Annotated in this window: 28 protein-coding genes; 10 read left to right on the top strand and 18 right to left on the bottom strand. The window is 57.2% G+C overall.

What is annotated here, in order from left to right; translation table 11 throughout:
• Positions 1-133 precede the first annotated feature (133 nt).
• The 3 genes from ACR0IO_RS06525 (at position 134) to ACR0IO_RS06515 (ending at position 3,596) form a co-directional block, all read left to right on the top strand.
• Positions 134-1,174: an Ldh family oxidoreductase gene (locus tag ACR0IO_RS06525; protein ID WP_480740240.1), complete on the top strand. Its 1,041-nt coding sequence runs from the start codon at positions 134-136 to the stop codon at positions 1,172-1,174.
• A gap of 229 nt (positions 1,175-1,403) precedes the next feature.
• A complete protein-coding gene (aqpZ, locus tag ACR0IO_RS06520; RefSeq protein WP_155150999.1) occupies positions 1,404-2,093 on the top strand; it encodes an aquaporin Z in 690 nt (229 codons plus the stop codon).
• A gap of 213 nt (positions 2,094-2,306) precedes the next feature.
• On the top strand, positions 2,307-3,596 hold the full coding sequence (locus ACR0IO_RS06515) for a hypothetical protein (RefSeq protein WP_480740238.1): 1,290 nt from the start codon (positions 2,307-2,309) through the stop codon (positions 3,594-3,596).
• 31 nt (positions 3,597-3,627) lie between these two features.
• Here the strand turns inward: ACR0IO_RS06515 and ACR0IO_RS06510 are convergent, their stop codons facing one another.
• The 3 genes from ACR0IO_RS06510 to ACR0IO_RS06500 all read right to left on the bottom strand — a co-directional run bounded on the left by ACR0IO_RS06510 (position 3,628) and on the right by ACR0IO_RS06500 (position 5,783).
• On the bottom strand, positions 3,628-4,590 hold the full coding sequence (locus ACR0IO_RS06510; RefSeq protein WP_480740236.1) for a DUF3179 domain-containing protein: 963 nt from the start codon (positions 4,588-4,590) through the stop codon (positions 3,628-3,630).
• Positions 4,591-4,726: 136 nt separating this feature from the next.
• A complete protein-coding gene (locus ACR0IO_RS06505; RefSeq protein WP_155151007.1) occupies positions 4,727-5,284 on the bottom strand; it encodes a peptidylprolyl isomerase in 558 nt (185 codons plus the stop codon).
• Complete coding sequence (locus ACR0IO_RS06500) at positions 5,277-5,783, bottom strand: peptidylprolyl isomerase (RefSeq protein WP_155151010.1); 507 nt, start codon at positions 5,781-5,783, stop codon at positions 5,277-5,279. Before ACR0IO_RS06500 ends, ACR0IO_RS06505 begins: the two co-directional genes overlap by 8 nt.
• 134 nt (positions 5,784-5,917) lie before the next feature.
• Here ACR0IO_RS06500 and ACR0IO_RS06495 point away from each other — a divergent pair, with 134 nt between their 5' ends.
• From ACR0IO_RS06495 to ACR0IO_RS06470, 6 genes are all read left to right on the top strand, one after another.
• A complete protein-coding gene (locus tag ACR0IO_RS06495) occupies positions 5,918-7,108 on the top strand; it encodes a phosphoglycerate kinase (protein ID WP_480740233.1) in 1,191 nt (396 codons plus the stop codon).
• A 166-nt stretch (positions 7,109-7,274) separates the two neighbouring features.
• On the top strand, positions 7,275-7,574 hold the full coding sequence (locus ACR0IO_RS06490) for an FtsB family cell division protein (protein ID WP_170330925.1): 300 nt from the start codon (positions 7,275-7,277) through the stop codon (positions 7,572-7,574).
• Positions 7,575-7,692: 118 nt separating this feature from the next.
• A complete protein-coding gene (locus ACR0IO_RS06485; protein WP_480740231.1) occupies positions 7,693-8,121 on the top strand; it encodes a GNAT family N-acetyltransferase in 429 nt (142 codons plus the stop codon).
• Between the two features lie 105 nt (positions 8,122-8,226).
• A complete protein-coding gene (gene pdhA, locus ACR0IO_RS06480) occupies positions 8,227-9,216 on the top strand; it encodes a pyruvate dehydrogenase (acetyl-transferring) E1 component subunit alpha (RefSeq protein ID WP_155151018.1) in 990 nt (329 codons plus the stop codon).
• A gap of 15 nt (positions 9,217-9,231) precedes the next feature.
• Positions 9,232-10,605: a pyruvate dehydrogenase complex E1 component subunit beta gene (locus ACR0IO_RS06475; RefSeq protein ID WP_480740230.1), complete on the top strand. Its 1,374-nt coding sequence runs from the start codon at positions 9,232-9,234 to the stop codon at positions 10,603-10,605.
• Between the two features lie 12 nt (positions 10,606-10,617).
• Positions 10,618-11,922 (top strand): pyruvate dehydrogenase complex dihydrolipoamide acetyltransferase, encoded by a 1,305-nt coding sequence (locus ACR0IO_RS06470; RefSeq protein WP_480740228.1) that lies wholly within the window; start codon positions 10,618-10,620, stop codon positions 11,920-11,922.
• 70 nt (positions 11,923-11,992) lie between these two features.
• On the opposite strand, the gene cysE is transcribed toward ACR0IO_RS06470, so the two are convergent.
• The gene (gene cysE / locus ACR0IO_RS06465) at positions 11,993-12,802 is read right to left on the bottom strand and encodes a serine O-acetyltransferase (RefSeq protein ID WP_155151026.1); all 810 of its coding nucleotides are present in this window, start codon (positions 12,800-12,802) and stop codon (positions 11,993-11,995) included.
• Between the two features lie 86 nt (positions 12,803-12,888).
• On the opposite strand from cysE, the gene ACR0IO_RS06460 reads away from it, so the two are divergent.
• Positions 12,889-13,227 carry a TraR/DksA family transcriptional regulator gene (locus ACR0IO_RS06460; RefSeq protein WP_155151029.1) on the top strand — a complete coding sequence of 113 codons (339 nt, stop codon included), beginning with the start codon at positions 12,889-12,891 and terminating at the stop codon, positions 13,225-13,227.
• On the opposite strand, the gene ACR0IO_RS06455 is transcribed toward ACR0IO_RS06460, so the two are convergent.
• The 14 genes from ACR0IO_RS06455 to ACR0IO_RS06390 all read right to left on the bottom strand — a co-directional run bounded on the left by ACR0IO_RS06455 (position 13,208) and on the right by ACR0IO_RS06390 (position 24,367).
• Positions 13,208-13,504: a DUF7742 family protein gene (locus ACR0IO_RS06455; protein ID WP_480740226.1), complete on the bottom strand. Its 297-nt coding sequence runs from the start codon at positions 13,502-13,504 to the stop codon at positions 13,208-13,210. The two genes, ACR0IO_RS06460 and ACR0IO_RS06455, sit on opposite strands and share 20 nt — an antisense overlap.
• Before the next feature lie 8 nt (positions 13,505-13,512).
• Complete coding sequence (locus tag ACR0IO_RS06450) at positions 13,513-17,490, bottom strand: baseplate multidomain protein megatron (protein WP_480740223.1); 3,978 nt, start codon at positions 17,488-17,490, stop codon at positions 13,513-13,515.
• Positions 17,490-17,936, bottom strand: a complete 447-nt coding sequence (locus tag ACR0IO_RS06445) for an NlpC/P60 family protein (RefSeq protein WP_480740221.1) — start codon at positions 17,934-17,936, stop codon at positions 17,490-17,492. The genes ACR0IO_RS06450 and ACR0IO_RS06445 overlap by 1 nt, the downstream gene beginning before the upstream one ends.
• A complete protein-coding gene (locus tag ACR0IO_RS06440; RefSeq protein WP_480740219.1) occupies positions 17,933-18,820 on the bottom strand; it encodes a DUF2163 domain-containing protein in 888 nt (295 codons plus the stop codon). The genes ACR0IO_RS06445 and ACR0IO_RS06440 overlap by 4 nt, the downstream gene beginning before the upstream one ends.
• Positions 18,820-19,452, bottom strand: a complete 633-nt coding sequence (locus tag ACR0IO_RS06435) for a phage distal tail protein, Rcc01695 family (protein WP_480740217.1) — start codon at positions 19,450-19,452, stop codon at positions 18,820-18,822. Before ACR0IO_RS06435 ends, ACR0IO_RS06440 begins: the two co-directional genes overlap by 1 nt.
• Before the next feature lie 15 nt (positions 19,453-19,467).
• Positions 19,468-20,130 carry a phage tail tape measure protein gene (locus ACR0IO_RS06430; protein WP_155151048.1) on the bottom strand — a complete coding sequence of 221 codons (663 nt, stop codon included), beginning with the start codon at positions 20,128-20,130 and terminating at the stop codon, positions 19,468-19,470.
• Positions 20,117-20,326 (bottom strand): rcc01693 family protein, encoded by a 210-nt coding sequence (locus tag ACR0IO_RS06425; protein WP_480740215.1) that lies wholly within the window; start codon positions 20,324-20,326, stop codon positions 20,117-20,119. The genes ACR0IO_RS06430 and ACR0IO_RS06425 overlap by 14 nt, the downstream gene beginning before the upstream one ends.
• Positions 20,323-20,643: a gene transfer agent family protein gene (locus tag ACR0IO_RS06420; RefSeq protein WP_170330955.1), complete on the bottom strand. Its 321-nt coding sequence runs from the start codon at positions 20,641-20,643 to the stop codon at positions 20,323-20,325. The genes ACR0IO_RS06425 and ACR0IO_RS06420 overlap by 4 nt, the downstream gene beginning before the upstream one ends.
• Positions 20,644-20,646: 3 nt before the next feature.
• Positions 20,647-21,060, bottom strand: a complete 414-nt coding sequence (locus tag ACR0IO_RS06415) for a phage major tail protein, TP901-1 family (RefSeq protein ID WP_155151056.1) — start codon at positions 21,058-21,060, stop codon at positions 20,647-20,649.
• 20 nt (positions 21,061-21,080) lie between these two features.
• Positions 21,081-21,494 (bottom strand): DUF3168 domain-containing protein, encoded by a 414-nt coding sequence (locus tag ACR0IO_RS06410; protein ID WP_480740212.1) that lies wholly within the window; start codon positions 21,492-21,494, stop codon positions 21,081-21,083.
• Positions 21,491-21,829 (bottom strand): phage head closure protein, encoded by a 339-nt coding sequence (locus ACR0IO_RS06405; RefSeq protein ID WP_480740209.1) that lies wholly within the window; start codon positions 21,827-21,829, stop codon positions 21,491-21,493. The genes ACR0IO_RS06410 and ACR0IO_RS06405 overlap by 4 nt, the downstream gene beginning before the upstream one ends.
• Positions 21,826-22,425: a head-tail connector protein gene (locus ACR0IO_RS06400; protein ID WP_480740207.1), complete on the bottom strand. Its 600-nt coding sequence runs from the start codon at positions 22,423-22,425 to the stop codon at positions 21,826-21,828. The genes ACR0IO_RS06405 and ACR0IO_RS06400 overlap by 4 nt, the downstream gene beginning before the upstream one ends.
• 169 nt (positions 22,426-22,594) lie before the next feature.
• Complete coding sequence (locus ACR0IO_RS06395) at positions 22,595-23,773, bottom strand: phage major capsid protein (protein WP_480740206.1); 1,179 nt, start codon at positions 23,771-23,773, stop codon at positions 22,595-22,597.
• A 36-nt stretch (positions 23,774-23,809) separates the two neighbouring features.
• Entirely contained in the window at positions 23,810-24,367 is a 558-nt protein-coding gene (locus ACR0IO_RS06390; RefSeq protein ID WP_480740850.1) for an HK97 family phage prohead protease, read from the bottom strand.

The following is a 24,367-nucleotide window of genomic DNA, read 5'->3' as shown; positions in this document are numbered from 1 at the left end:
GAAATCTGCGGTGTTTTTTTGTTCGATACAGATGCATCGGAGCTTGCTCGAAAATTACTGCAGTTCCGATTTAGATGTGTAACCGTCAGAGGCAATCACTCCGAATCCGGAACAGAGTGTTGCAGGAGGCACAGTGGGCAAACTTCAAGCTGATGATCGGATCGAGGTCTCCCCCGAACAAGCCACTCTGACAGCAAAGGCGCTTTTCATAGCAGCTGGCACCACGCCCGAGGTTGCGGAAGAAGTGGCAAAGCACCTTGTGGAAGCTGATCGATGCGGGGTCGAATCCCATGGTATCGTACGTGTGCTGCAATACACCCGAGAGATGTTGGACGGTACGCTGAACACCGGTGCGAAACCTGAGATCAAGAAGAGCGATAGTGGCCGCCTTACCGTCGATGCGCGTGGCAGTATCGGCATCCCCGCAATGCGAATGGCGCACCAGCTGGCAGCAGAGACCGCGATCGACAGGGGCATTTCAACTGTTGCGGTTCTCGGTGCCGGACACACGGGACGGCTCGGAGCGTTTGGTGAAATAGCAGCCGGAAAAGGTTGCCTCTCCATCGCAATTGGCGGAGGCAATCGCAAACGCTGGCGTATGGTAGCCCCTTATGGAGGGCGCACAGCGCTGCTTCCAACCAACCCCTACTGCATCGCAATGCCAGGCGGAGAACAGGGCCCGGTTGTGATCGACATCGCAACCTCACAAGCTGCTGGCGGCTGGATTTATGCCGCACGTGCTGCGGGTGTAGAACTCCCTGACGGTTTGATCGTGAACCGCGATGGTGAACCAACGCGAAATCCCGAAGACTATTTTGATGGCGGAGCGATCCTACCCAAAGGTGGCCCGCTGGGATATGGCTTGGCGTTGATTGCGGAATTGATCGGCGAAGCGATGCTTGGCCCGGTACTGGAGGGTGAGATCAACTGGTTGGTACTGGCTCTCGATTGTCGTCGGTACAACACGTCCCCATCGATGCAGATCGCTGCCGAAGAGATACTATCTGAAATTCGCAGCTCGGCACCGGCAAAGGGGCACGACGTTGTTGAAGTGCCGGGGGAACGCGAACGAAACCTGTTTGCGGCTTCGCAAAACCAACCTTTACGGATACCGCGCAGGATATGGGATGCGATCGAAGATTTGGCCTGCGAACTAGGCGTGAATACGCACTAATAATCTAGTGACGTCGGCATAAAGTCTATCTGTCAATCAGCTCCGCCAAGACATGCAACCACCCGCAAATATGCTTGATGCAGGTTTCGTACAAAGGCTCAGAACACCGTTCTGAGCAACACAATTTACGCAATTGACGACAACGCGCAAAAACTCCCCATCAGGCACAGTTTCACAAAAAGTGTTTTTTGAATTAACCTTAACTCCATTGTTTTGTGGAGGACTTTCAATGTCATCAAAACTTCTGGCTGAATTTTTCGGCACTTTCTGGCTGGTTCTTGGCGGCTGCGGCAGTGCGGTTCTGGCGGCAGGTGTCGCTGATGTTGGTATCGGTTGGCTGGGCGTCGCGTTTGCCTTCGGCCTAACGGTTCTGACCATGGCTTTCGCCGTCGGACATATCTCGGGCGGACATTTCAACCCTGCTGTCAGTCTTGGTCTGATGATCGGTGGACGGTTTCCGGCGAAAGATCTTCTGCCTTACTGGATCGCTCAGGTCATCGGTGCAATCGCTGCTGCAGCAGTCTTGTATCTGATCGTCAGCGGCGCACCGGGTTTTGAGGGTGTCGGCAGCTTTGCGACAAACGGGTATGGCGAGGCCTCACCAGAGGGCTATTCGATGATGTCGGCTCTGGTGATCGAAATTGTCCTGACCGCATTTTTCATTCTGATCATTCTCGGTGCAACATCTGATCGGGCTCCCGCCGGTTTTGCTCCGATAGCCATCGGTCTGGCCCTGACACTGATACATCTAATCTCAATCCCGGTGACGAATACATCCGTAAATCCCGCACGTTCGACAGGTGTGGCGCTGTTTGCAGATGGCCCGGCTATGGCACAGCTTTGGCTGTTCTGGGTCGCTCCGTTGATCGGCGGCGCCGTTGGCGCGCTAATCTGGAAGGTGATGGCATCTGACGAGTAGCAAAGTCTCTGACCGATAAATCCACGAAGACGTTGCCGAATTGGCAGCGTCTTTTTTTTTGGAAATTCGGCAAACTCTGGTCCACCCAAACGGACAGCTTCTTTGACTTCACCAAGTCACACCCGAGACAAGAATTGGACCTTCGCGCTCTGGTGTGTTGAAATCCGGAATTAAGCCGCGAAAATCCATTCGCATGTGCAAGAGAGCAAGTTCATGAGTTCCCGCCCCGGCTTTAAACGCCCCGCATCGGCGATCCCGGCTACAACCGGTGTGATCGCCATTACCGCAATTCCAATCCTGCATTACCTATGGCCTGACATGCCAGGGGTATCGGATCGGGATCAGACAGTGCTGTTTGCCCTGTCGATATTTGGTTTGCTCGCCCTGTCCGAGATATTCATCGCAAAGATCCACCGCCAGCCGGGCAGCGGTCTGGTTTACAGGCCCAAGAACTTCTCAGATCCGCAGTACATTCTGGACTTTCAGATCAAGCTTGTCGGACTGGCCGCCAGTTTTGGACTTCTGGCGCTGTTTTATCTGACTGCGGATATCTATCGAAGGGATTGGTATCAGCCGTTCTTTTCCCTGCTCGCGGACTATTGGGGCCTGATCTTGGCTGTTGTCCTGCTGACAGTAACTGCGGTTCATTTTTCCATGCGGCATCCGCGTGACGGGCTTTGGCACCTGGGACGCGTGGTCCTGACCTTTGGTCGTCAGTCGACTGATGCCCCCGGGCTGAAGGTTCATCTACTGGGCCTCGGGATCAAAGGGTACTTTCTGCCGTTGATGTTCTGCTATCTCGTCTACGACTGGTCTTTCCTGCAGACCCGTTCCCTTTGGGATTCAACAAGTTTCGCTGAAGCCTATCGCTATCTCTACCGATTTGCCTTCTTTTTAGATCTGACGATCGTTGTGATCGGCTATGCCACGGCAACACGCCTGCTGATCTCTCAAATCCGCTGGACTGAGGCCACGGTAAGCGGATGGCTGGTCTGCATCATCTGCTACGCTCCGTTCTGGCAACTTTTATCGCGCAACTACTTCAACTATGTCGAAGAAGGGTTCGCCTGGGGCAATTGGCTGTGGGACTATCCGGTGCTCTATGTCTTATGGGGCAGTACGATCCTCTTCTTCCTGGCGATTTACTGCCTGACTGCCGCGCGTATGGGGATCAGGTTCTCAAATCTTACCTATCGCGGGCTGGCATGTGACTTTCCCTACAACATCAGCAAGCACCCGTCTTATATAAGCAAAAACATCACTTGGTGGCTTATTTCGATCCCTTTTATCGCGGTTGATTTCTGGACCGGTATCGCGAATTGCACTGCTCTGCTCGGGGTAAATGGGATCTACTATTTTCGGGCATGGCATGAAGAAAGATGCTTGTCGCGAGCCCCATCCTATCGCGCCTACAAGAGCCATATCAATGAACATGGAATGCTGGCGCGCGTAAGGCGCAGTCTATCCGGGCAGGCGCGTCAACGTCCCAAGCAAACAAGTTAAGGGTTCTTGAAACTCTGCGGGCTTACCCCTCTCAGGGATCAATCATCCACGTCCCGTTGGGCCAGAATGCATGGAAGGCAAAGGCGAACATCACGTCGTGGACAACATCGCGCCCGTTACCGTCCCGCACCCGGATTGACCCGACATCCCGCCCCTTTCCAATGCGGCTGGTATCCAGAGCCGAAGACTGCCCCGGCGCCCAACTGATTGTCACACCCGCCTCGCTCACTTCTCCTTCGCGACTGAGACGTGTCAACGGCCAGGCTCGATTGCCCACGCGCACCACCCGTTCCAACGGATCAATGCCATGCGGAGGCATTTCGCCGGAATAAAGGAATGGTCGGCGTGAAGTATCGTAACCACGATAAGGGTTGCGCCCGTAGTCGCGATTGAAGTCCGGCTCAGCCATGACAAGCCCGCTCGGGTTACGCTCTTGAAAATCTGCCCAGCTTTCCATCCAAGCAGGCAGCGCCTTGAGTTGAGTTCCTGTCAAGCGTCCGACAATCGCTTCACCGGTGGCTTGTTGCCACCAGCTCTGGGTTTCGCGGTCATACATGATCATGTCCGAGTTACGCAGTTTCCCACTGACCCCGAAACTAAGCACACCGCGGGGAGTACGACGATCGAACACGATGCCGGAATTGCAGAGCGGGCAATAGGTCACCGCGATCGGCTTTCCGCCAACCCGGTCATTCACGATCTCATGCCACATCAGGTATCGAATGGGATAAGCGCGTGGGCTTTGGCCTGACAGTTCGACAGTAATGACAGGTTCTGACGCTGCGAGACCTGATTTGCCCGATGCGCGCACAAATGCCGGATCACTTAGCGCCGGAATCCCATCCTTGGGTGGACCGCCCGATTGAACCTCAGACCAACTCCCGATGTTAGTCTTTCCAAAATTGGTATCAGGCCACTCGCCACGCCATTGATCCGGGTTTGCTTGCGCCGTGGCTGCAAACAGGATCATCAGTAAGAAGGTAAAGATGCGCATCTCGTTACCTCGCCATTTGTCTCATCTTAGACAGACGAAATAACGCAAACAGCCTGCAACACGTAGACGTGAGGGATTGTGCAGGAAATGAGATGAGAGAGAATACCGGCACCAGGGTTGGTGCCGGTCGATAGCGTCACTCGACGACGGTGACCTTTTTCATGACGTCTGGCTGGCCAACGACGGCACCGTTCTGGCCGGCGCCGCGCTTGATGGCATCAACCACGTCCATACCGCCGGTTACTTTCCCGACGACCGTATACTGGCCGTCGAGGAACGGACCAGGCTCAAACATGATGAAGAACTGCGAATTGGCGCTGTTGGGATCCTGAGCCCGCGCCATTCCGACGACACCGCGATCAAACGAAATATCCGAGAATTCAGCAGGCAGATCGGGACGCTCAGAACCTCCACGGCCTGCCGCGCTGACGTTGAAGTTGTCAGAGTTCATGTTGCCGTATTCGACATCACCTGTCTGCGCCATGAATCCGTCGATCACGCGGTGGAATACCACGCCGTCATACTTGCCTTCACCAGCCAGAGCAGTGATCTGCTCGACATGCTTCGGTGCGACGTCCTCGAGCAGATCGACGGTGATCGTCCCGTTGGCGCCCTCTCCTTCGACCTCAATTTCCAGGCCGGTGGCCAGCGCAGGGCTGGCCAGCAGGGCAAATGCAGCTGCCAGCTTATACATCGGCGGCCACCTTGACGCTGATCATGCGGTCAGGGCTCATTGGCGGCTCACCGCGAACAATCGCATCCACGTGCTCCATCCCGTCGATAACGCGGCCATAGACCGTGTACTGACCGTTCAGGAAGTGGTTGTCCTTGAAGTTGATAAAGAACTGCGAGTTGGCCGAGTCCGGATTCTGCGAGCGTGCCGCACCCAGTGTGCCACGATCATGAGGCAGCTTGGAGAACTCAGCCGGAACATTCGGCAGCGACGAACCACCGGTCCCCGCCATACGCAGGTTGAACCCGTCTTCCATGTCACCGTGCTGTACATCGCCGGTCTGCGCCATGAAGCCGTCGATCACACGGTGGAAGGCCACGTTGTCATATTCGCCAGCCCGGGCCAGTTCTTTCATCCGCGCGCTGTGCTGCGGTGCCACATCAGGCAGCAGCTCGATGACGACATTGCCGTCTTTGAGTTCGACGATGATTGTGTTTTCGGGATCCTTGATCTCGGCCATCTGGCCCTCCTGTCGATTGGTCTTGCGCAAATACCTATGCGCCGGGCGCGCGAATGCCAAGTCACGCATTGACCTGAGGGCAAAATGCAGGAAAAGAACCGCCTAATTCTGTTGCAATGGTCGAGGTATGCACAATGGGCTGGAAATCACTGGACGACATGGACCTGAACGGCAAGCGAGTATTGGTGCGCGTGGACATCAACGTACCTGTCGCCGACGGTCAGGTCACCGACGACACCCGCATCCAGCGGATTGTACCGACTGTGCAGGATATCCTGAAGGCAGGCGGCAAACCAATCCTGCTGGCCCATTTCGGACGCCCGGGTGGTGAACCCCGTCCAAACCTATCGCTCAAACAGCTGGTTCCGGCTTTGGAAGCGGCCTTTGGCACAACAGTTCGATTTGCAGATGACTGCGTCGGCTATGAGGCCGAAAAAGCAGCGGCTGCACTGGGCACAGGTGAAGTCCTTTTGCTCGAAAACACCCGATTTCATGCAGAAGAGACCAAAAACAGCATCGATCTTGCGAAGGGCATGGCCAAGATGGGCGATGTCTACTGCAATGACGCATTCTCCGCCGCGCACCGCGCGCATAGCTCGACCGAAGCATTGGCCCGTCTGCTACCTGCATGTGCCGGACGCCTGATGCAGCAGGAACTCAGCGCTTTGGAAAACGCGCTGGGGTCACCTAAGCGCCCAGTTACAGCTGTTGTTGGTGGTGCCAAGGTTTCAACCAAACTGGATCTTCTGGGCAACCTGATCGAGAAAGTGGATTATCTGGTGATCGGCGGGGGTATGGCGAACACCTTCCTGCTGGCGCAAGGCCTGAACGTCGGGAAATCTCTGGCCGAGCATGGTATGACCGAAACCGCGTCAGATATCATGGCCAAAGCTGAAAGCACCGGATGCAAGATCATCCTGCCGCGCGATATTGTTGTCGCTGAGAAATTTGAGGCCAATGCCCCGCATCAAACACTGCCAGTGGATCAGTGTCCTAACGAAGGCATGATCCTGGATGCCGGTCCTGAAAGCGTTGCGGCAATTGTCGATGTGTTCGAACAAAGTCAGACGCTGATCTGGAACGGCCCTTTGGGGGCCTTTGAAATCGAACCCTTCAATGCGGCAACAGATGCAGCAGCTTTGAAAGCCGCTGAACTAACCCGCGCAGGCAAGCTGATTTCGGTTGCCGGAGGTGGCGACACAGTGGCGGCACTCAACGCGTCTGGCGCGGCGAAAGACTTTTCTTACATCTCAACAGCGGGTGGGGCCTTCCTTGAATGGATGGAAGGAAAGACCTTGCCGGGTGTTGCTGCACTGGATCAGTGACTGGAAGATTAAGACGCCTCAACCGAGGCGCCTTTTTCATTTTCGACTCAGGTCGCAACTTTTTGTGCATTCGGGGATTCACAACCCGAATCACCTATGACATAGTGCCGGGAGATGCCCGAAAAGGGCACGTTATTGAGGCAGTATTCATACGGCGGTAAACAGAGTGTCCCGTTCCCATCGGCCCGGTTTGGGCGCAGTTGTCTTCTTTTCGGTGGCTTTCATGCTGGGTGTTTATTTCACCTTCGCTGCCGTGCAGGGCGACTATGGTCTTTTCCGCAGGGTTGAGATCGCAGCGGAACGGGACGCCCTGTCACGCGATTTAGCTGCCCTGAATTCCGAAATCACCGAAATGGAAAACCTGACGCGCCGTCTGTCCGATACCTATCTGGATCTGGATTTGCTGGATCAACAGGCACGCTCGGTCCTTGGCATGATCCGTGCGGATGAAATTGTGATCCGCTAAGTCCGCTCTGCCATTCAAGGTCTTCTGTTTCCCTTACTTGGACAGAACAATGGACCACGTAAAAATCCAAAAATGGGTCAGACCCGTCTGCCCGGGCGACAGAACGCGCTGGGAAAGCATGTTTGAAGCATACGCGCGTGTCGGACGGCAAGATCAGACTGCTGAAATGCGCGCACGTGTCTGGGATTGGGTCCAAAACCCCGACAGGCAGGTATTTTGCAACATCGCGGGTACCGATGAGGCCGGTTCTGTAGGCTTCATTCACTTTCGCGCATACGAAAGACCCCTACCCGCCACCATCGGTTGCTATATCGATGACATGTTCGTCTGCCCATCTGCCCGCGGTCTCGGTCTGGCTGAACTATTGATCGAAAGTGTCTGTGACTCGGCATCTCAAAATGGCTGGGACGTCGTGCGCTGGATGACGTCTGAAACCAATTATAGGGCCAGAGCACTTTATGATCGAATAGGCTTTAAAACAAAGTGGATCACCTATCAGGCTGGCGAGAACTCAACTGATCTGACAGGCGAAAAATCGCAACGATAAAGCCCTGGCAACGTCGCGTCACATTTCCCCTCGCCAGATCGCGCCAAATGCTTTATGAGATAGTTTAACGCTAAACTATCTTGCCGTAAGGGGGAGATCGCCACGATGGCCGCGCGAAAAACCACAAAGAAACCAAACGTTTCGGCGGATGAGCTGAAACTCTACTACCGTGAAATGTTGCTGATCCGTCGATTCGAAGAGAAAGCCGGTCAGCTTTATGGAATGGGTCTGATCGGGGGGTTCTGCCACCTTTACATCGGACAAGAGGCTGTTGTGGTAGGCCTCGAAGCTGCCGCCGAAGAAGGCGACAAGCGCATCACCTCTTACCGCGATCACGGCCATATGCTCGCCTGCGGAATGGATCCGGGTGGCGTTATGGCCGAGCTGACCGGGCGCGAGGGCGGCCTTTCAAAAGGTAAAGGCGGCTCAATGCACATGTTCTCGAAAGAGAAGCATTTCTACGGCGGCCATGGCATCGTCGGCGCGCAGGTGCCGTTGGGTGCGGGTCTCGCCTTTGCGGACAAATACAAAGGAAATGGCCGTGTCACCTTTACCTATTTTGGTGATGGCGCTGCAAACCAGGGCCAGGTTTATGAAACCTTCAACATGGCGGCGCTCTGGGATCTTCCGGTCGTTTTTGTGATCGAAAACAACCAATACGCTATGGGCACAGCTCAGGCGCGTTCGACCTCGACCAAAGACATCTATCACCGCGGCGAAGCCTTCGGTATCCCAGGTGAGATCGTGAACGGCATGGACGTGCTGGCGGTTAAGGAAGCCGGTGAAAAGGCCGTTGCACATTGCCGCGCGGGCAAAGGCCCGTACATTCTGGAAATCAAAACTTATCGCTACCGCGGCCACTCGATGTCCGACCCGGCCAAATACCGCACGCGCGAAGAGGTTCAGAAAGTCCGCGAGCAAAGCGACCCGATCGAACACGTGCGTGAGCTGCTGCTGTCCGGCAAGCACGCGACCGAGGATGACCTGAAGGCGATCGACAAAGAGATCAAAGAGATCGTGAACCAGGCCGCCGAATTCTCGAAAGAAAGCCCTGAGCCTTCGGTCGAAGAGCTCTGGACTGATATCTACGCCTGAGAGGACGAATAAGACATGGCAACCGAAATTCTCATGCCCGCCCTTTCGCCCACGATGGAAGAGGGCACATTGGCCAAGTGGCTGGTCAAGGAAGGCGACACCGTATCATCCGGCGACATTATGGCCGAGATCGAAACAGACAAAGCGACCATGGAATTCGAAGCTGTCGATGAAGGCATCGTTGGCAAGATCCTGATTGCGGAAGGCACCGAAGGGGTCAAAGTGAACACCCCCATCGCGGTTCTGATCGAAGATGGCGAAGACATCTCCGCTCTGCCTGCTGCTGCGCCCGCAGCCGCTGCAGTGGCCGAAGCTGCCCCAGTGGCGGTTGAGGTCCCTGCTCCTGCTGCAGCAGCCCCTGCCGCGCCCGTCGTGGACTTGTCCCCCGACTGGCCTGCAGATGCCGAGATGAAATCTGAAACCGTCCGCGAGGCCCTGCGTGATGCGATGGCCGAGGAAATGCGCGGCGACGAAGACGTCTACCTGATGGGTGAAGAAGTCGCCGAATATCAGGGCGCTTACAAAATCTCGCAAGGTCTGCTGGATGAGTTCGGCAGCAAGCGGGTGATCGACACACCGATTACCGAACATGGCTTTGCGGGTATCGCGGTTGGTTCGGCCTTTGGTGGCCTGAAACCGATTGTCGAGTTCATGACCTTCAACTTCGCCATGCAGGCGATTGACCAGATCATCAACTCTGCCGCTAAAACGCTTTACATGTCCGGCGGTCAGATGGGTTGTCCCATCGTCTTCCGGGGACCTAACGGCGCAGCGGCCCGCGTGGCGGCGCAGCACTCTCAGGATTACGCTGCATGGTACATGCAGATCCCTGGTTTGAAGGTGGTGATGCCGTATTCGGCAGCCGACGCCAAGGGGCTGCTGAAATCAGCGATCCGCGATCCCAACCCCGTGGTGTTTCTGGAAAACGAAATCCTCTACGGTCGGTCGTTCGACGTTCCGCAGGTTGATGATCTGACTATACCGCTCGGCAAAGCCCGCATCTGGCGCGAAGGTTCCGATGTAACCATCGTCAGCTTCGGCATCGGCATGCAGTTCGCTCTGGAAGCTGCCGACAAGCTGGCCGAGGAAGGCATCCATGCCGAGGTGATTGACCTGCGCACCATCCGCCCGATGGATACCGGCTCGATCATCAATTCGGTGATGAAGACCAACCGTCTGGTGACCGTCGAAGAAGGCTGGCCGCAAGGGTCCGTTGGTAGCTACATATCCTCTGTGGTGATGCAAGAGGCGTTCGACTATCTCGACGCACCGGTCATCAACTGCACAGGCAAAGATGTACCGATGCCTTATGCCGCCAACCTCGAAAAACTGGCGCTGGTGACCACGGATGAGGTGATCGCAGCCGTCAAACAAGTGACCTACCGGTAAGGAGCGACGCAGATGCCTACAGAAATTCTGATGCCCGCCCTTTCACCGACAATGGAGGAAGGCACGCTTGCCAAATGGCTGGTCAAGGAAGGCGACACCGTCTCCTCCGGCGACCTGCTGGCCGAGATCGAAACCGACAAGGCCACGATGGAGTTCGAGGCCGTGGACGAGGGCGTAGTCGGCAAAATCCTGATCCCCGAAGGCACCGAAGGGGTCAAGGTTAACACGGCTATTGCTGTGCTGTTGGAAGATGGCGAAAGCGCGGATGATATCGCGTCCACATTGACCAAAGCGCCGGAAGCGGCGCCAGCCGCCGCGGGCAACGAGGCTGCCGCCACAGCGGCACCCGAGGCGCCCGCCCCTGCTCCGGCTGCTGCGGTCAAAGCGGATGGGAGTCGTATCTTCGCTTCGCCGTTGGCCCGTCGGATTGCCGCTCAGAAAGGTCTCAATCTGGCGCAGATCGCCGGCTCGGGCCCGCATGGTCGTATCGTCAAGGCTGATGTCGAAGGCGCAACAGCAACTGCTGTCGCTCCGGCTGCAGCTCCTGCACCTGCGGCGGCGGCCCCCGCTGCGGCAGTACCGGCTGGTCCTTCCGCCGATGCTGTTGCACGGATGTACGAAGGTCGTGAATACGAAGAGATTACCCTCGACGGCATGCGCAAGACCATTGCTGCGCGCCTGTCCGAGGCCAAGCAAACGATCCCACATTTCTACCTGCGTCGCGATATCAAGCTGGACGCGTTGTTGAAGTTCCGCAGCCAGTTGAACAAGCAACTGGAAGGCCGGGGTATTAAGCTCAGCGTCAACGACTTCATCATCAAGGCAGTCGCGAATGCATTGCAGCAGGTCCCTGAGTGCAATGCTGTATGGGCAGGTGATCGGGTGTTGCAACTGAAACCATCGGACGTGGCAGTCGCCGTTGCGATTGAAGGTGGTCTGTTCACCCCAGTTCTGCAGGATGCCGACACCAAATCGCTGTCTGCCCTGTCGACCGAGATGAAGGATCTCGCAGCCCGGGCACGGGAACGCAAGCTGGCCCCGCACGAGTATCAGGGTGGCACCTTTGCGGTTTCAAATCTTGGCATGTTCGGCATCGACAATTTCGATGCGATCGTGAACCCGCCCCATGCCGGCATCCTGGCCGTCGGCACAGGCCTGAAAAAACCTGTTGTCGGCGACGACGGCGAGCTGACCGTCGCGACCGTGATGTCGGTGACGATGTCCGTCGACCATCGGGTTATTGATGGTGCTCTGGGGGCTCAGCTCTTGCAGGCCATCGTCGACAATCTGGAAAACCCGATGGTCATGCTGGCCTAGCCCGCAATTCAAACATCAAAAAAAGCCGCCCCGAAGATCGAGGCGGCTTTTTTAGTTAATTGACTAGAGCTTACTGGTCTTTACCCAGCATATGATCCATCGAAATCGACGGCTGGTCGCATCCAGCCTCTCCTACGATCTTGGCGGGGATACCCGCCACGGTCTTACAAGCAGGAACTTCCTGAAGAACCACAGAACCTGCGGCGATGCGGCTGCAGTGGCCGACCTCGATATTGCCGAGCACTTTGGCCCCGGCACCGATGAGTACACCATCTCCGATCTTGGGATGGCGCTGCTCCTCTTCCTTGCCGGTTCCACCCAGTGTTACCGAATGCAGCATCGATACATTGTCGCCCACTACCGCAGTCTCGCCGATCACGATGGAATGGGCATGATCGATCATGATCCCCTTACCGATCTTCGCAGCCGGGTGAATATCGATCCCGAAAATCTCAGAGGAGCGCATCTGGAAGAAATAGGCCAGATCGTGACGACCCTTGCGCCACAACCAATGTGCCACGCGATAGGCCTGCATCGCCTGATACCCTTTGAAGTATAGGATCGGCTGCAGCAACCGATGACATGCCGGGTCACGTTCATAGACCGCCATGAGATCCGCGCGTGCAGCCTCAAGCAAGCTTTTGTCGTCGGCATAGGCTTCGTCAACGATTTCACGCAAAACCATCATCGACATCTCATTCGAACACAGCTTGGCAGCCACGCGATAGGATAGAGCGCGCTCGAGGCTGCGATGATGCAGAATACAGGCATGCACCAGCCCGCCCATCAATGGCTCTTTTTCAACCGCTGCCTGGGCCTCTGACGTGATACGATCCCAAACAGGGTCCACTGGGGTCACATGAGTGCGCGTTTCGAACATGGCTTTTCATCCTTTGCTGCGCCTAGAATAGCCATCTAGGCTCAAAAAGGCCAAACGCAAACCCTTGATGTGCGACACAACAAAAAATGAACGAGACCGATCTGCAGCATTTCAAAACGCTTATTCTTGCTCGGCTGGCCGAACTGGAACAAAATTCCGTCGCCGGACAAGATGCCCAGTCAGTTGTGGAACTGGACCAGCAAGCAATCGGCAGGCTCAGCAGAATGGACGCGTTGCAGAATCAGGCGATGGCCAAGGCACAGCAGACACGGCGGGACATGGAATCTCATCGCTTAAACGCAGCACTCGCCCGCATTGAAGAGGACGAGTTCGGGTATTGCGAAGACTGCGGAGATGAGATTCCACGCGGGCGACTGGAGCTTGATCTGGCAGCAAGCAAATGCGTCAGCTGTGCCTCTGGCTGATGTGAAACCGGACCAATTGGCGCAATACCAATTCGAAACACAGGCAATACTCCACATCATCGAAGGCTGGTTCATCAGCTAGTGTTCGGGTCCGTGCTGCAGCCATCAACGATCCGTTTCCATACGCCGGATGCAACTTCCCCGTTTGCGCAACATGCTGATCAGCAAGTTCCGCCTCGGTGATCATCTCTATGCAAATCCGGTCTCGCTCCGACTGCGGCAGGGCCAGCAGCGCCCGTGCCGCAGCACTGACATCTCCTTGGAGAAGTGGGCGCATAGAATTGTCTATCCGATGGACAGATGGGCAAATGCCCCTGTTCCGAAATTTGCGGATACCTGTGCCACCTCAAAATCATAGGCGCCTGCTAGCCCATCGTCTGTTTTCATGGCGCTGGTATATTGCCAATTTGGTGAACTCGTTACTGCTTCGCGCAGAACGGCGCCGTTGGATCGCACCCGCACCAGATAGGATTCGCTTTCTTCGCCCAGCGGCACGTCCAGGCCGCTCCAGTCATCTCCATTGATGCGCGTACGTCGTATCCAGTCAATTACATCTCCAGAGTTCGATCTTTTCACTTTCAGATGTGCTGGCGCATAGGGGCGCAGTCCGTTGCCCTGAAAAGTTTCGACCTGATGTACATAAGCCGGGTCTTCGTAGCCCCGCGTGGCCGGACCGATCCGATAGTGCTTTGCAATACGTCTCTCGGTTGGAAGAAGCCCAGTCTGATAGACCCGTTCATCGAGCAATACGAACATCGAACCTTCGGGCCACACATCAGGCATCGTGGTGTCTGTACCCAACTGCCCCCGCAATCGCCCGGACAGCGCGTAAACTCCGGTCTCTTTCAATTCTGCATCCGCAAACTGGAACAGCTCCCAGTTTCCTGTCGTGCCATCTCCTATGGCGGCCAGATTGGCACCGTTCAGCAATGCTGACCGAGGGCGCGATTCCAAAACACCGTCGATCAGGTTCACACGCAGCGGACTACCCTGATCCCATAGCCCCGTAGAAGCCTTGAACAGCGGGGTTTCAGTAAAGCCGATAACTGCCTGACCCGAGATCAGTTCGTGTAGCACATAGTCCTCGTCGCTCGCGGCTGCGTAAACTGCTACATTACCGGGCCACGGATCAGCGGTCACAGCCAGATATGGCGCATGCGGGACTTCGGCCCCTGTGATCAATGGCAGATCCATGAATACGGGCAGCACTGGTACCGGGGCGTTGTAGGGTTTGGCTTTTACCTGGTCATCTGGCAGGTCAGAGGGGGCATAGACACCCGGCTCGATCCGAACGGCGTCCGCCAGTTGCATCTCGGCCTGTTCCAATCGGTCGATACGGTAGAGCGCCCCCTTACCCTGATCCGTCCCTGCCAACCGAACCACATCGCCCGCACCCAAGTGCAACAAAGACGGCGGCAAGGCAAACCGGGCTGTTTCGCGCGATGTTCGCGCTTCGCTCAGCCAACGCTCGGCTGTTTGACGCCCTTCAGCTCGTGTCATCGACAACGGCATCTCATTCACGGACACGGCATGGGTTTTGTCGTCGGGCAGAATTGCCTCTTCTGCCACTACATCATGGTCCGAATCCGATTGCACGAACCTCAGGCGCACACGACCGCTCATTTCCGCCTCGGCCTCTCGCCGGTATTCAACCGTGCCTTCAATTTCCGAGCTCATTGCCATTTTGTCCGGGGTGATCTCCTGTACCCCCAACCCGCCCCGCGTTCGGAAATGAAGAATTCCATCACGCTCGATGGCGTCGAATCCATAGCGAAGCATCAACGGCTGCAACGCAGCACGCGCATCCATCACATCCTCAACCGCATACCCGCGGACAACACCATACAGGCGGGAAACATCGATTTGCGTGACACCGGCATGATGGCAAATTTCCGTTACAACCGAAGCCAATGAGCGCGAGCCTGATCGTCCGTTCAGCCAATGCCCACGGGCATAGTTGACCCCGTCGCTCCATTGTGAGCCAAGGTTGGGAAAGGTCGGGTACGGTCGCGCATCCCACGCCCAGACATAGGCATTCGACATATCAACCATCCTGCCACCATAGTGATGCGACACCGGGTTGTTCTGAGGTGCATTCCAATAGCCCAATACGGCCTTCAGATACTGAATCTGCATAAAGTCGTCACGCATTCCATTGGAATAGCGCGGCAAACTTGATTCCGACGATTTGGGATCCAGAAACTTGTTCGGCTGGTTTGTGCCCTTGTCGATGGCCGCACACCCCAGCTCGGTAAACCAGATCGGCTTTGATCCTGGCACCCAACTCGTCGGCGTCGCCTGTCTGACGCCTCCGATCCGCTCGTGATGCGGTTTGGACCACCAGTTGCTCAGATCCTTGTAACGCCAGATCCAGGGCTCGTCGTGTTCGTCATCTTTGATTGGAGTTCTGATCTGGGCTTTGGCTTCTTCTGGCGATGCATAGAACCAATCGTAGCCTTCCCCGCCTTCGACATTACTGCGCAGATAGTCCAGATCATAGATTGAATGGACACCGGCCTTTGCATCCACGTGCGTATCGCCGTCCCGCCAATCTGAGATTGGCATGTAGTTGTCGATTCCAACGAAATCGATATTTGCATCTGCCCACAAAGGATCGAGGTGAAAATACCTGTCGTCACTGGCATCCTCGGGTTGGTATCCGAAGTATTCGGACCAGTCCGCCGCATAGCCGATCTTGGTATTGGGCCCAAGAAGCTGACGAACCTCATTTGCCAGCGCGCGCAACTGAACAACCGCTGGAAACCCTGACGCCCCCCGGATTTGTGTCAGCCCGCGCATTTCCGAACTGATACAAAACGACTCGACCCCGCCTGCCGCCTTGCACAAAGCGGCATTGTGCAGGATGAAACGTCGTAAACCCCAGTCCTGCGGACCGTGATACGAGACCTTGCCATTTGCGACTCCAAAGTCGCTGGCTCGGGCGCCGCCAAAGAATGCAGCCACTTGTGCATCGGCTGTTGCTGTCTTGTCAGGCGATCCCGCGCGTCCCGGAGCCACACTCAAAGATATGCGCCCACGCCAGGGCAAATGCGGCTGCTCTCCTGACTCTGACCAGGGATTGGGCAGACCATTCCCTTTCAACTGGTCCATCAGAATGAACGGGTAGAACATGACACGCTGACCAGACTGTCGCAGATGCTGAATAGCCTGCACCACAGCGTCATCCGCCGGAGTACCGCCATAAACCGGACGATCATTCTCGTGCTTGACGACCTGAGCAGATTGACGGGTCAGGCCCGCAACCTTCCACGGCATGTTTTCGCCGTCTACATCTCCGCGCACTACCTTGGGGGTGATCTGGCACTGACCGCAGCGCAGATCGCTACCGAACCAGGATACGATCAATGACGTCGCTCGGCACTCGCGCAATTCATGCCGCAATGCCCTGACGGACGTCACCAGATCAGGACGCCCAGAGCGCGAGTTTACATTGGCAGCCCAGCTGCGACCCTGGCCTTTGGTGTAGTTCACCTGAGTGCTGGCAAGCGCATACTCGCCCGTGCCCGGCATCAATGCCACGCCCTTGATGATCTGACACAGCGCGTCGGTAAAGCGGGGCATGGTGCCTTGTTCCTGCCGCACGACCTCGAACGAGAACTGCGGTACCCGGTTCCCGTACGAGCCCAGCTGCAGATCTTCTATCACCACATATGCAGTGCCGCGATAAGCTGGAACCTGACCCGTGCCCTCGATGGATTCAATTAAAGGATCTGGTAGCTGATCCGGACCACCATGATAGACTCTCATGTTAAGAGAAGATCTCTCAACTTCTTCTCCATCCGCCCAGATCCGCGCCACATCCGAGATTATGCCGGCGCCAACCGCAATCGCCAGTGATACCGAATAGCTGTAGGTATGTGTGGTGGTGGTCGTCGTCACCTGTGGCTGTTTCGGCTTACCTTTGCCGCCACCGCCCGTCGTTTGGGTTTGGGTCGACGTGCTCTTGGTCTCCAGAAAGTCCGAGGCCCAGATCACCTGCCCACCAACGCGCATCCGACCAAACGTTGTGGATACCGGTGCGCCTTCGCCGGTCTCGGTCAGACGAAAACGATCGAGGCGGCCAGTCTCGACAACTTCGCTGCCTCCGCCCATAACCGATTGACTCATCAACCGCTGATCAATGACGCGGCCCAGAGTTGCGCCAATGGCGCGACCGATGACTGCCGTTGAAAGACCCGCGACCGTCCCCCCAATGGATCCCCCGATTGCAGCGCCTGCTGCAGACAAAACGATAGTAGCCATCAGCCATTCTCCAGCGGGAATTCAAAACAAGCGACGACCCGGCGTCGCCAAGGATCGCTTAATGTGTTCTCGACAACGCCATGCCCGGAATATGCGTGGATGAAGCGCGGCACTGCACCATCAGCGCTTACGATGCCCAGATGCTTGGCCACACTCTGGTCGCGCATCCTAAACAAAAGGACATCGCCGACCCGCATTTCGGCCGCACTCTTTTCAACAAGGTGTCTTTGTGCGGCAGCCCACATGCGCTCTTCACCCTGCGGTTCGGACCAATCCATGCTGTAGACAGGTACTGCCTCTGGCTCGTGTCCCATGACGGAGCGCCACACACCACGCAAGAGGCCCAGGCAATCCGCCCCAGCCCCCCGAACCGAGGCCTGGTGGACATAGGGCGTTCCGAGCCAACGCCTGGCCTCGGCGACGATGGTTTGCTGTGACACGCTCATCTCCTGCTACCCCCTTTGTTGGGCTTGCCGGATTTGGGCACGGCCATCACCCAATCTTCTTCGGGAAGATCCGGGAAACCCTGAAAATTCAGAAGATTGTTGAACTTTAACCGGCAGGTATTCATGGCCTTGTCACATCCAGCCAACAAACGAACCCGGTCACCCGCCGCCACAGGCGCATTGATGCCAGACCACAAAGTCACCTCGCGTCCACCCTCAATCCGCCGGTCCAGTTTGATAGAAGCCCACAACCCTTTGGCCTGACCGGACAGGACATCCAACCTTCCCCTCTTGAACCAATCGTCCAAGGGCTCAATTCCGCCGCGCAGCACCAAAAGAGTTCCGCTTTCGGCTTTGGCCACCTCTGCCTCGGCTGAATAACCCGGCTTATTCAAATCGATCTGGCACGAGGTATCCCCAAGAACGGCGGTGCAAGGTTTTTGATAGATGCGCCCCATGGGTCGGTTCAATAGATCAGTCAGCCCGCGCAGCTCGGCATGAAATGCCCCACCGCCACGCCGCAGCTCACCAATCGTACCTCTGAACTGCAGCACACGTTGCTCGGGCGCGGTCCAATTGACCAACCACGCCCGCACTTCGGCCCCGTCAAAGCGGCCAGCCTCGATGTCCTCTTCGCGAACGGCGGCATCCGACAGAGCGCCCATGGCCTCGGAATTGTCGATCGACAATCCGGTTGCCTGCTCAATCGCGGCAGCGGTCAAACCGCTACTTGCCCGAAAGGCCACCCCCTCAAAGCTCAGTTCCATGTCATGGTCGGTAAAGCCAAAAACCTCTCCGTCGGTGCGTTTGATCGCCCAGCACCGGCAGGTCGTCGTCAACCCGCTTTCCAAATGGGTCTGCAATCCCTGTTTGTCACCACTCATCAGACCCGCACCTCCACCACAGGGACATTCGGAACGTCTCCTGCCTGAAAGCTCGCAACGCTGGTTTGAATCTTGTCGGTGTCAAATCGCACGGGCACATCGAATTCAAACCCGGCCGTAATCTCAACCTCATCAGGTGGCGCATTCTCGAAGGTAACCACGCCATTAGCGAGATTAATCTCAAAGTCCGTCCCCTCGCGCATTTCATCTTGCTCGAGGCCAAGCTTCACCGTTCCAAGTACCGGCTTCACGATCGGGCGCACATAGCTGAACCCGCCCGAACTGTAAGTCTTGATCAACTGAAACTCAGTTTGTTTCCCATCACCCCGTGCGATGATCTGATCGGCTTTGTCCACATCGGCCGAAGACGCGCCCGATTTGTAGTCAGACCAGTCTTTCCAACGGAATCCATACATCTGGCCCTGCCGCGCTTCGAAAAACGAAATCAGGGTTTCGATGTCATCCAGTGACCGCATTCCCAACCCCGCATCATAGCGGCGACGGGAATGCGCCCAGGGCGTGTTCCGCTCCTCAAAACCATTTGCAAGCGTCACGATGTCGGTCCGCCGTTCGGGCCCACCGACTGAGCCGAAACTCAGACTTGCGGGAAATCTTACCTCGTGAAAATTCATGACCTGTTCCCCTGATTATCTGTTGCGATTGCCGCGCCCCAGAGCACGGCTCATTTGTGCTGCAATCTGGCTTTGGCTACGGCGGAAACCCTGTACGTCAGGCGTGGTGATATTCATGACCACACTCACTGCGCGACCGCCGCCAGAGTTACGGACACCCAATTTTCCATCAGGACCACGGGCCAGCGGCATGATCGCTTCTGGACCGGCCTCACCCATTAGGCCGGTGCCACCCCGCATCGGAAAGGTGGTCGGCCCGCTGACCACCCCTCCATTTGCAAAGGGCATCACCCTGCCTTGTGAAAAGCTGCCGCCATCTGCAAAAGGCAGAATGCCCTGCACCAATCCGCCCACGGTGTTGGCCAAAATTCCACCGAAGTGGTCCGTCACAGGCTTGATCGCTGCTGAATACGCAGTGCGGATCATCGAGTTTTTAAGCACATCCAGCGCATCCGACAGGTTCATCCCATCCAGCACGACCCCATCAAAGGCTTTGCGCAACCCGCTGGACATGCCGCGTTCCAGCGTGGCAACGTCCTTACCCGTTTCCTCAAAAGCGGCGCTGATCCGTTTCATCTGCCCATCAAAGGCTGCCGCCATGGTAGCCGCATCGCCCAGCGAGTCGCCCAGCGCCTCACCACGCTCCTGCAGATCCTCCAACCCATCACGATCCGTCATCATGCTCTCCTTGTTCCTTGTCCGGATAAGCCGACAGCAGCGCATCCAGGCCCGCCCGGTTCATCGCGGGCATCCCCGCGCCTTGCCCCAACATCAGCCGCAGCTCAGCCGGGGTCAGACGCCAGAACTGGTCTGGCGTCAGACGCAGGCCAACAAACCCAGCCCGCATCAGGACGGGCCAGTCGAACCCGCTCATACTTGCTCGGGGACCATGAAGGCCCGCGCCAACAACTCAGCCGCCGCGCGCGCGCCCGCCAGCGGACCGCCTTCGATTTCGGCGCTCAGCAAATCGGATCGGGTAACCTTGGCCCCACCACCCCTCAGCCCGGCCACAATCAATGCCAGCACGTCACCGCTGGAATAGGCTCCACCTTCGAACCGTTGCACCAGTTCAACCAGTGATCCCGCCCCCAGCTCTTTTTCCAATTCCGCCAAGGCACCCAAAGTCAGCTTGAGCACATGCCGCTCTTCATCGATGGTCAGTGCCACCTCACCCGTCCAAGGATTGGCCATTGGTCAAAGCGCCGTGAATGTCAGAGCGCCTGCGCTCGCCATGCTCATCTCGTAGGTGGCCTCGCCATTGTGCGAGCCCGCATATTCGATGCCGGTCACCTGAAACGGCCCCTCTACGATACCGAAATCAGGGATGATTACCTGAAAGCCTGGCGTCTCTCCGTCAAAGAACAGCTGGCGCGCCCGTTCATCTGTCCCTGCGTCCTTGAACACACCCGAACCCGAAATAGCTGCGGACTTGACACCGGCCCCCGACAGCAGTTCTCGCCATCCGCCCTGACTTTCCAGAGATGTCACATCCACACTTTCGGCGTTGAAACTGATCCGCGTGGCGCGCAGCCCCGCGATTGTCTCGAACAGACCCGATCCGTTCATGTCTACTTTGACCAGTAGGTCCTTACCGTTCTGGGCACCCATATGCTCTCTCCAATGATTGCTTAGTTGTCTTCCACGCGCGCGCGAAATCTCAGATCGATCTGACGAATTGCGCCGCCGGTGCCGGTACGCCTGGCCGAAGCACGCTCGAACCACAGCCCTACAAGCCGGCCACGATCCAAGGTCAAAGGCGCATCCTCGAGCGCATCACAGACCGCGCCAGCCAGTATTTTGGCCGCGCCAAACCCGGCTGCTTCGGATACCACCGAAACCGTGAACCGATGCACCGCGCCCGCGCCGGACCGGTCCGAGGCTTCACGAACCTCTTCCGGACCCAGCGACACGTAAGTCTGGGGAACTGTCCCAGTGGGCACGGCGTCATAGATTGCACCGCCAGATTGCGCGCTGACCTGCGCGTCGTCCGAAAGCTGTTGAAACACTGCCGCTTGCAAAGCAGCTGAAACGCCATAGCTCATGCCGCCACCTCTTCATCAGCAAAGCAGGTCAGGTAGTGACCTCGCGCGTCCCGATCCGCGACAGCGCGAATTACGAAACGGCGCTCACCCTCGCGAAATCGCTGATCTGGTGCAGGCCGCATCGTCGATCCCTGGGGGGCATTCCGCACCACGATGCGATAGCTAACCCGCGAAACAGGCACTCCGGCGATTGATCGCTCTGCACCAGTACGGGCAGTGATCTCGGCCCAATGCTCTCCCAAAGCCTCCCAGGTCTCGGTGTATCCACCCGCTCCGTCAGCAGTTCTCACCGGTGACTCCAGCACCAGCTTCCGGTTCAAATGCGGTGCTTTCATCGCGCCACCCCTGCCCCAAAGCGCACCATGCGGTAGCGCTGGATCAGACTGGTCACACCAAAGGGCATGCACCCATCACCCAGTGCGGTTTCATCCCGATATTCATAGTAATGCGCCGCCAGCAGAAGTACCGCCTGACCAAGATCAGCCGGCAGGCCACCCCAATCTGTTGCCATGCCTGCAACAAAGGCAATGTTGACGGAACCTCCGATCGAGACCGCAGGCAGACTCGCACCTTTGGGGCGCAATCTGGGCCGCTGACTATCCCGCTCCAACCGATAGGCATCAGTCGCCACGGCGGTTTCAGATCCTGCCGCATCCGACATCGTCACCACAGATATCTCCGTCACCGGGGCAACAGGTAAAACCTCAACTACTTGGTCGCGCCATTTGTTCAGGCTCCACGAGAACTCGCGCTCGATCAAAATCTTGCCCGTGCGTGCCTCAATCGCTGCGATTGCTGCACGCAAGAACCCCTTCAACACTTCGTCCTGCACGGTGGCTTCGGTGAAACCCGTTCCCAGCCGCAGGTGTGCTTTGAACTGATCTACCGGCAGCGCCGCATCCGCGATGGCGGTTTCTTCGATCAACATCATCCATTCACTCCGCAATCTCGGACCCCTCCGGGGCCGCTTCTTGGAAAATGACGGGCACGCGCCGCCCCACGTTGCTCGGACGGAGGGGAGCAGCTAGACAACGCAGGGGATTCACCCCGGCTCGCGCCCGCCGTCCGAGGGGCACCAGACCCCTCGGATCCGTCACCGCTTAGGCGGTGCCGAATTTCACCAGCTTGATCGCGGCAAAATCGCTCACGTCGCCGCCCACGCGCTTGGTCGCGTAAAATAGAACGTGCGGCTTGGCGCTGAACGGATCGCGCAGCACACGCAGATCAGGTCGCTCGGCAATGGTGTAGCCAGAGTGAAAGTCACCAAAGGCGATCGAGAAACTGTCGGTCGCCGCATCCGGCATGTCTTCCGCGATCAGCACCGGATAGCCCATAAGACGTGCAGGCTCTCCCGCGGCCAGACCATCCGACCACAGGAAGCGGCCATCACTGTCCTTCAGTTTACGGATCACACCTGCGGTTTTCGAGTTCATCACAAAGGTGCCATTGACCCGATACTGTGCACCCAGCGCATAGACCACATCGACAATATTGTCCGCATCAACACCACCATCAATGCCGGAAGCCACATAACCCAGACGCCCCCAGGACCAGCTGTCCTCGGCCATCGTGCCGTGGTTCAGGATACCCTTGGGCTTATCCACGCCATCCCCATTGATGAACGCCGCTGCCTCGGCTCGCGCGAACTTGTCTGCGATACGCGCCGCCAGCCAGCCTTCGACGTCAAAGGCACTGTCATCCAACAGGCGCTGCGACGCCTTGGGCAAAGCGCTGAGCTCGTGCAATGGGATCGAGATGCGGTCAATCGTCGGTGTCGAAGTCTCGGTTGTGGCCGAGCTCTCGTCGGCCCAGCCCGCGCCGACATCAGTATGGTCGATCAGTACATCGAACGAATTCGCCTCTACATTCACCACAGACGCAATGGAACGGATCGAAGCGGTGGAATTCAAAACGGATTTGATAGTTTCAGCCGTTTGTGGGTCGATCAGATAGCCGCCCTCACTGTTGACCGCGCTGGACAGCGACTTGGCCTCCATCTCAAGCCCGCGCAGCCCGTCATCTTCACCTGATCGCACATAGGCATCAAAGGCCTTCTGATGCGGGGCTCCGTCCTCAAGCGAAGCCGCAAGATGCGGGCGCGCCGCGATGGTTGATTTACGATCCAGCATAGTCAGTCGCTCTTCTGTCTGTTGCAGTTTGGTTTTAACTTCAGCCTTCAGGCCCTTGAATTCATTCACGAAGCCAGCCATCGCCTGCTTCACCTCCTGAACCAGGGGCGCACCCTCTCCGGTCAAGGCCGGGGTCTCGGTCTTGCTCATCAGCATGTCCTGTTTTTGGGTGGGTATTGAGGCGCGCTAGGTCCGCGCCAGCTCCTGCCGGGCGTCGTTGAACACCTCAGCAATACTGCGCCAGGTATTCTCAACATCAGGCTCAATGCCCTTCGCTGCCACCCGCGCACTGGGCAACATCGGGAAGGTCACCAGCGACACCTCCCAAAGCTCCAGTTCGGTCAGGACCCGCTGGCCCTTGTCATTCTTCACAGCCCGCTTGGTGCGATAGCCAATGGACAGCCCGTCAATGGCCCCGGCACGGATCAACTCCGCTGCCTCGCGACCTTTTTGAGTGCTCTCCAACAGACGGCCCTTGACCCACAGGCCACGCGCATCCTCGCGCACCTCGTTCCAGACTCCGATGGGTTGGGCCGGGTCGTGTTGCCACAGCATTTTTACCCGCTGGCCAGCGGCCTTAAGCCCCTCGAGCGAGCCCCGATACGCCCCACGCTGCACAACATCGCTGCCCTGATCGACCTGATCGAACAGGCTGGCATAGCCCTCGATCACCGCATCTTCCGTCACCGAAAGACCGTCTCCGAACCGCGCAAATTTACGTTCTAAATCCATGAACTTCTCCAT

Source organism: Ruegeria sp. CE12 (assembly GCF_056537525.1).
This window is presented reverse-complemented; position numbering and strand designations above follow the sequence as displayed.

Bases quoted from the DNA above. Each gene is read 5' to 3' on its own strand.
- ACR0IO_RS06410 (WP_480740212.1), bottom strand. From the start codon at position 21,494: ATGAGCTATGGCGTTTCAGCTGCTTTGCAAGCGGCAGTGTTTCAACAG.
- ACR0IO_RS06455 (WP_480740226.1), bottom strand. From the start codon at position 13,504: ATGCGCCCACTTCTCCAAGGAGATGTCAGTGCTGCGGCACGGGCGCTG.
- ACR0IO_RS06505 (WP_155151007.1), bottom strand. From the start codon at position 5,284: ATGTATAAGCTGGCAGCTGCATTTGCCCTGCTGGCCAGCCCTGCGCTG.
- ACR0IO_RS06510 (WP_480740236.1), bottom strand. From the start codon at position 4,590: ATGCGCATCTTTACCTTCTTACTGATGATCCTGTTTGCAGCCACGGCG.
- ACR0IO_RS06470 (WP_480740228.1), top strand. From the start codon at position 10,618: ATGCCTACAGAAATTCTGATGCCCGCCCTTTCACCGACAATGGAGGAA.
- ACR0IO_RS06425 (WP_480740215.1), bottom strand. From the start codon at position 20,326: ATGAGCGGGTTCGACTGGCCCGTCCTGATGCGGGCTGGGTTTGTTGGC.
- ACR0IO_RS06450 (WP_480740223.1), bottom strand. From the start codon at position 17,490: ATGGCTACTATCGTTTTGTCTGCAGCAGGCGCTGCAATCGGGGGATCC.
- ACR0IO_RS06395 (WP_480740206.1), bottom strand. From the start codon at position 23,773: ATGAGCAAGACCGAGACCCCGGCCTTGACCGGAGAGGGTGCGCCCCTG.
- ACR0IO_RS06475 (WP_480740230.1), top strand. From the start codon at position 9,232: ATGGCAACCGAAATTCTCATGCCCGCCCTTTCGCCCACGATGGAAGAG.
- ACR0IO_RS06390 (WP_480740850.1), bottom strand. From the start codon at position 24,367: ATGGAGAAGTTCATGGATTTAGAACGTAAATTTGCGCGGTTCGGAGAC.
- ACR0IO_RS06495 (WP_480740233.1), top strand. From the start codon at position 5,918: ATGGGCTGGAAATCACTGGACGACATGGACCTGAACGGCAAGCGAGTA.
- ACR0IO_RS06445 (WP_480740221.1), bottom strand. From the start codon at position 17,936: ATGAGCGTGTCACAGCAAACCATCGTCGCCGAGGCCAGGCGTTGGCTC.
- pdhA (WP_155151018.1), top strand. From the start codon at position 8,227: ATGGCCGCGCGAAAAACCACAAAGAAACCAAACGTTTCGGCGGATGAG.
- ACR0IO_RS06430 (WP_155151048.1), bottom strand. From the start codon at position 20,130: ATGACGGATCGTGATGGGTTGGAGGATCTGCAGGAGCGTGGTGAGGCG.
- ACR0IO_RS06440 (WP_480740219.1), bottom strand. From the start codon at position 18,820: ATGAGTGGTGACAAACAGGGATTGCAGACCCATTTGGAAAGCGGGTTG.
- ACR0IO_RS06420 (WP_170330955.1), bottom strand. From the start codon at position 20,643: ATGGCCAATCCTTGGACGGGTGAGGTGGCACTGACCATCGATGAAGAG.
- ACR0IO_RS06435 (WP_480740217.1), bottom strand. From the start codon at position 19,452: ATGAATTTTCACGAGGTAAGATTTCCCGCAAGTCTGAGTTTCGGCTCA.
- ACR0IO_RS06460 (WP_155151029.1), top strand. From the start codon at position 12,889: ATGAACGAGACCGATCTGCAGCATTTCAAAACGCTTATTCTTGCTCGG.
- ACR0IO_RS06500 (WP_155151010.1), bottom strand. From the start codon at position 5,783: ATGGCCGAGATCAAGGATCCCGAAAACACAATCATCGTCGAACTCAAA.
- ACR0IO_RS06400 (WP_480740207.1), bottom strand. From the start codon at position 22,425: ATGATGTTGATCGAAGAAACCGCCATCGCGGATGCGGCGCTGCCGGTA.
- ACR0IO_RS06405 (WP_480740209.1), bottom strand. From the start codon at position 21,829: ATGAAAGCACCGCATTTGAACCGGAAGCTGGTGCTGGAGTCACCGGTG.
- ACR0IO_RS06415 (WP_155151056.1), bottom strand. From the start codon at position 21,060: ATGGGTGCCCAGAACGGTAAGGACCTACTGGTCAAAGTAGACATGAAC.
- ACR0IO_RS06485 (WP_480740231.1), top strand. From the start codon at position 7,693: ATGTTTGAAGCATACGCGCGTGTCGGACGGCAAGATCAGACTGCTGAA.
- ACR0IO_RS06515 (WP_480740238.1), top strand. From the start codon at position 2,307: ATGAGTTCCCGCCCCGGCTTTAAACGCCCCGCATCGGCGATCCCGGCT.
- aqpZ (WP_155150999.1), top strand. From the start codon at position 1,404: ATGTCATCAAAACTTCTGGCTGAATTTTTCGGCACTTTCTGGCTGGTT.
- cysE (WP_155151026.1), bottom strand. From the start codon at position 12,802: ATGTTCGAAACGCGCACTCATGTGACCCCAGTGGACCCTGTTTGGGAT.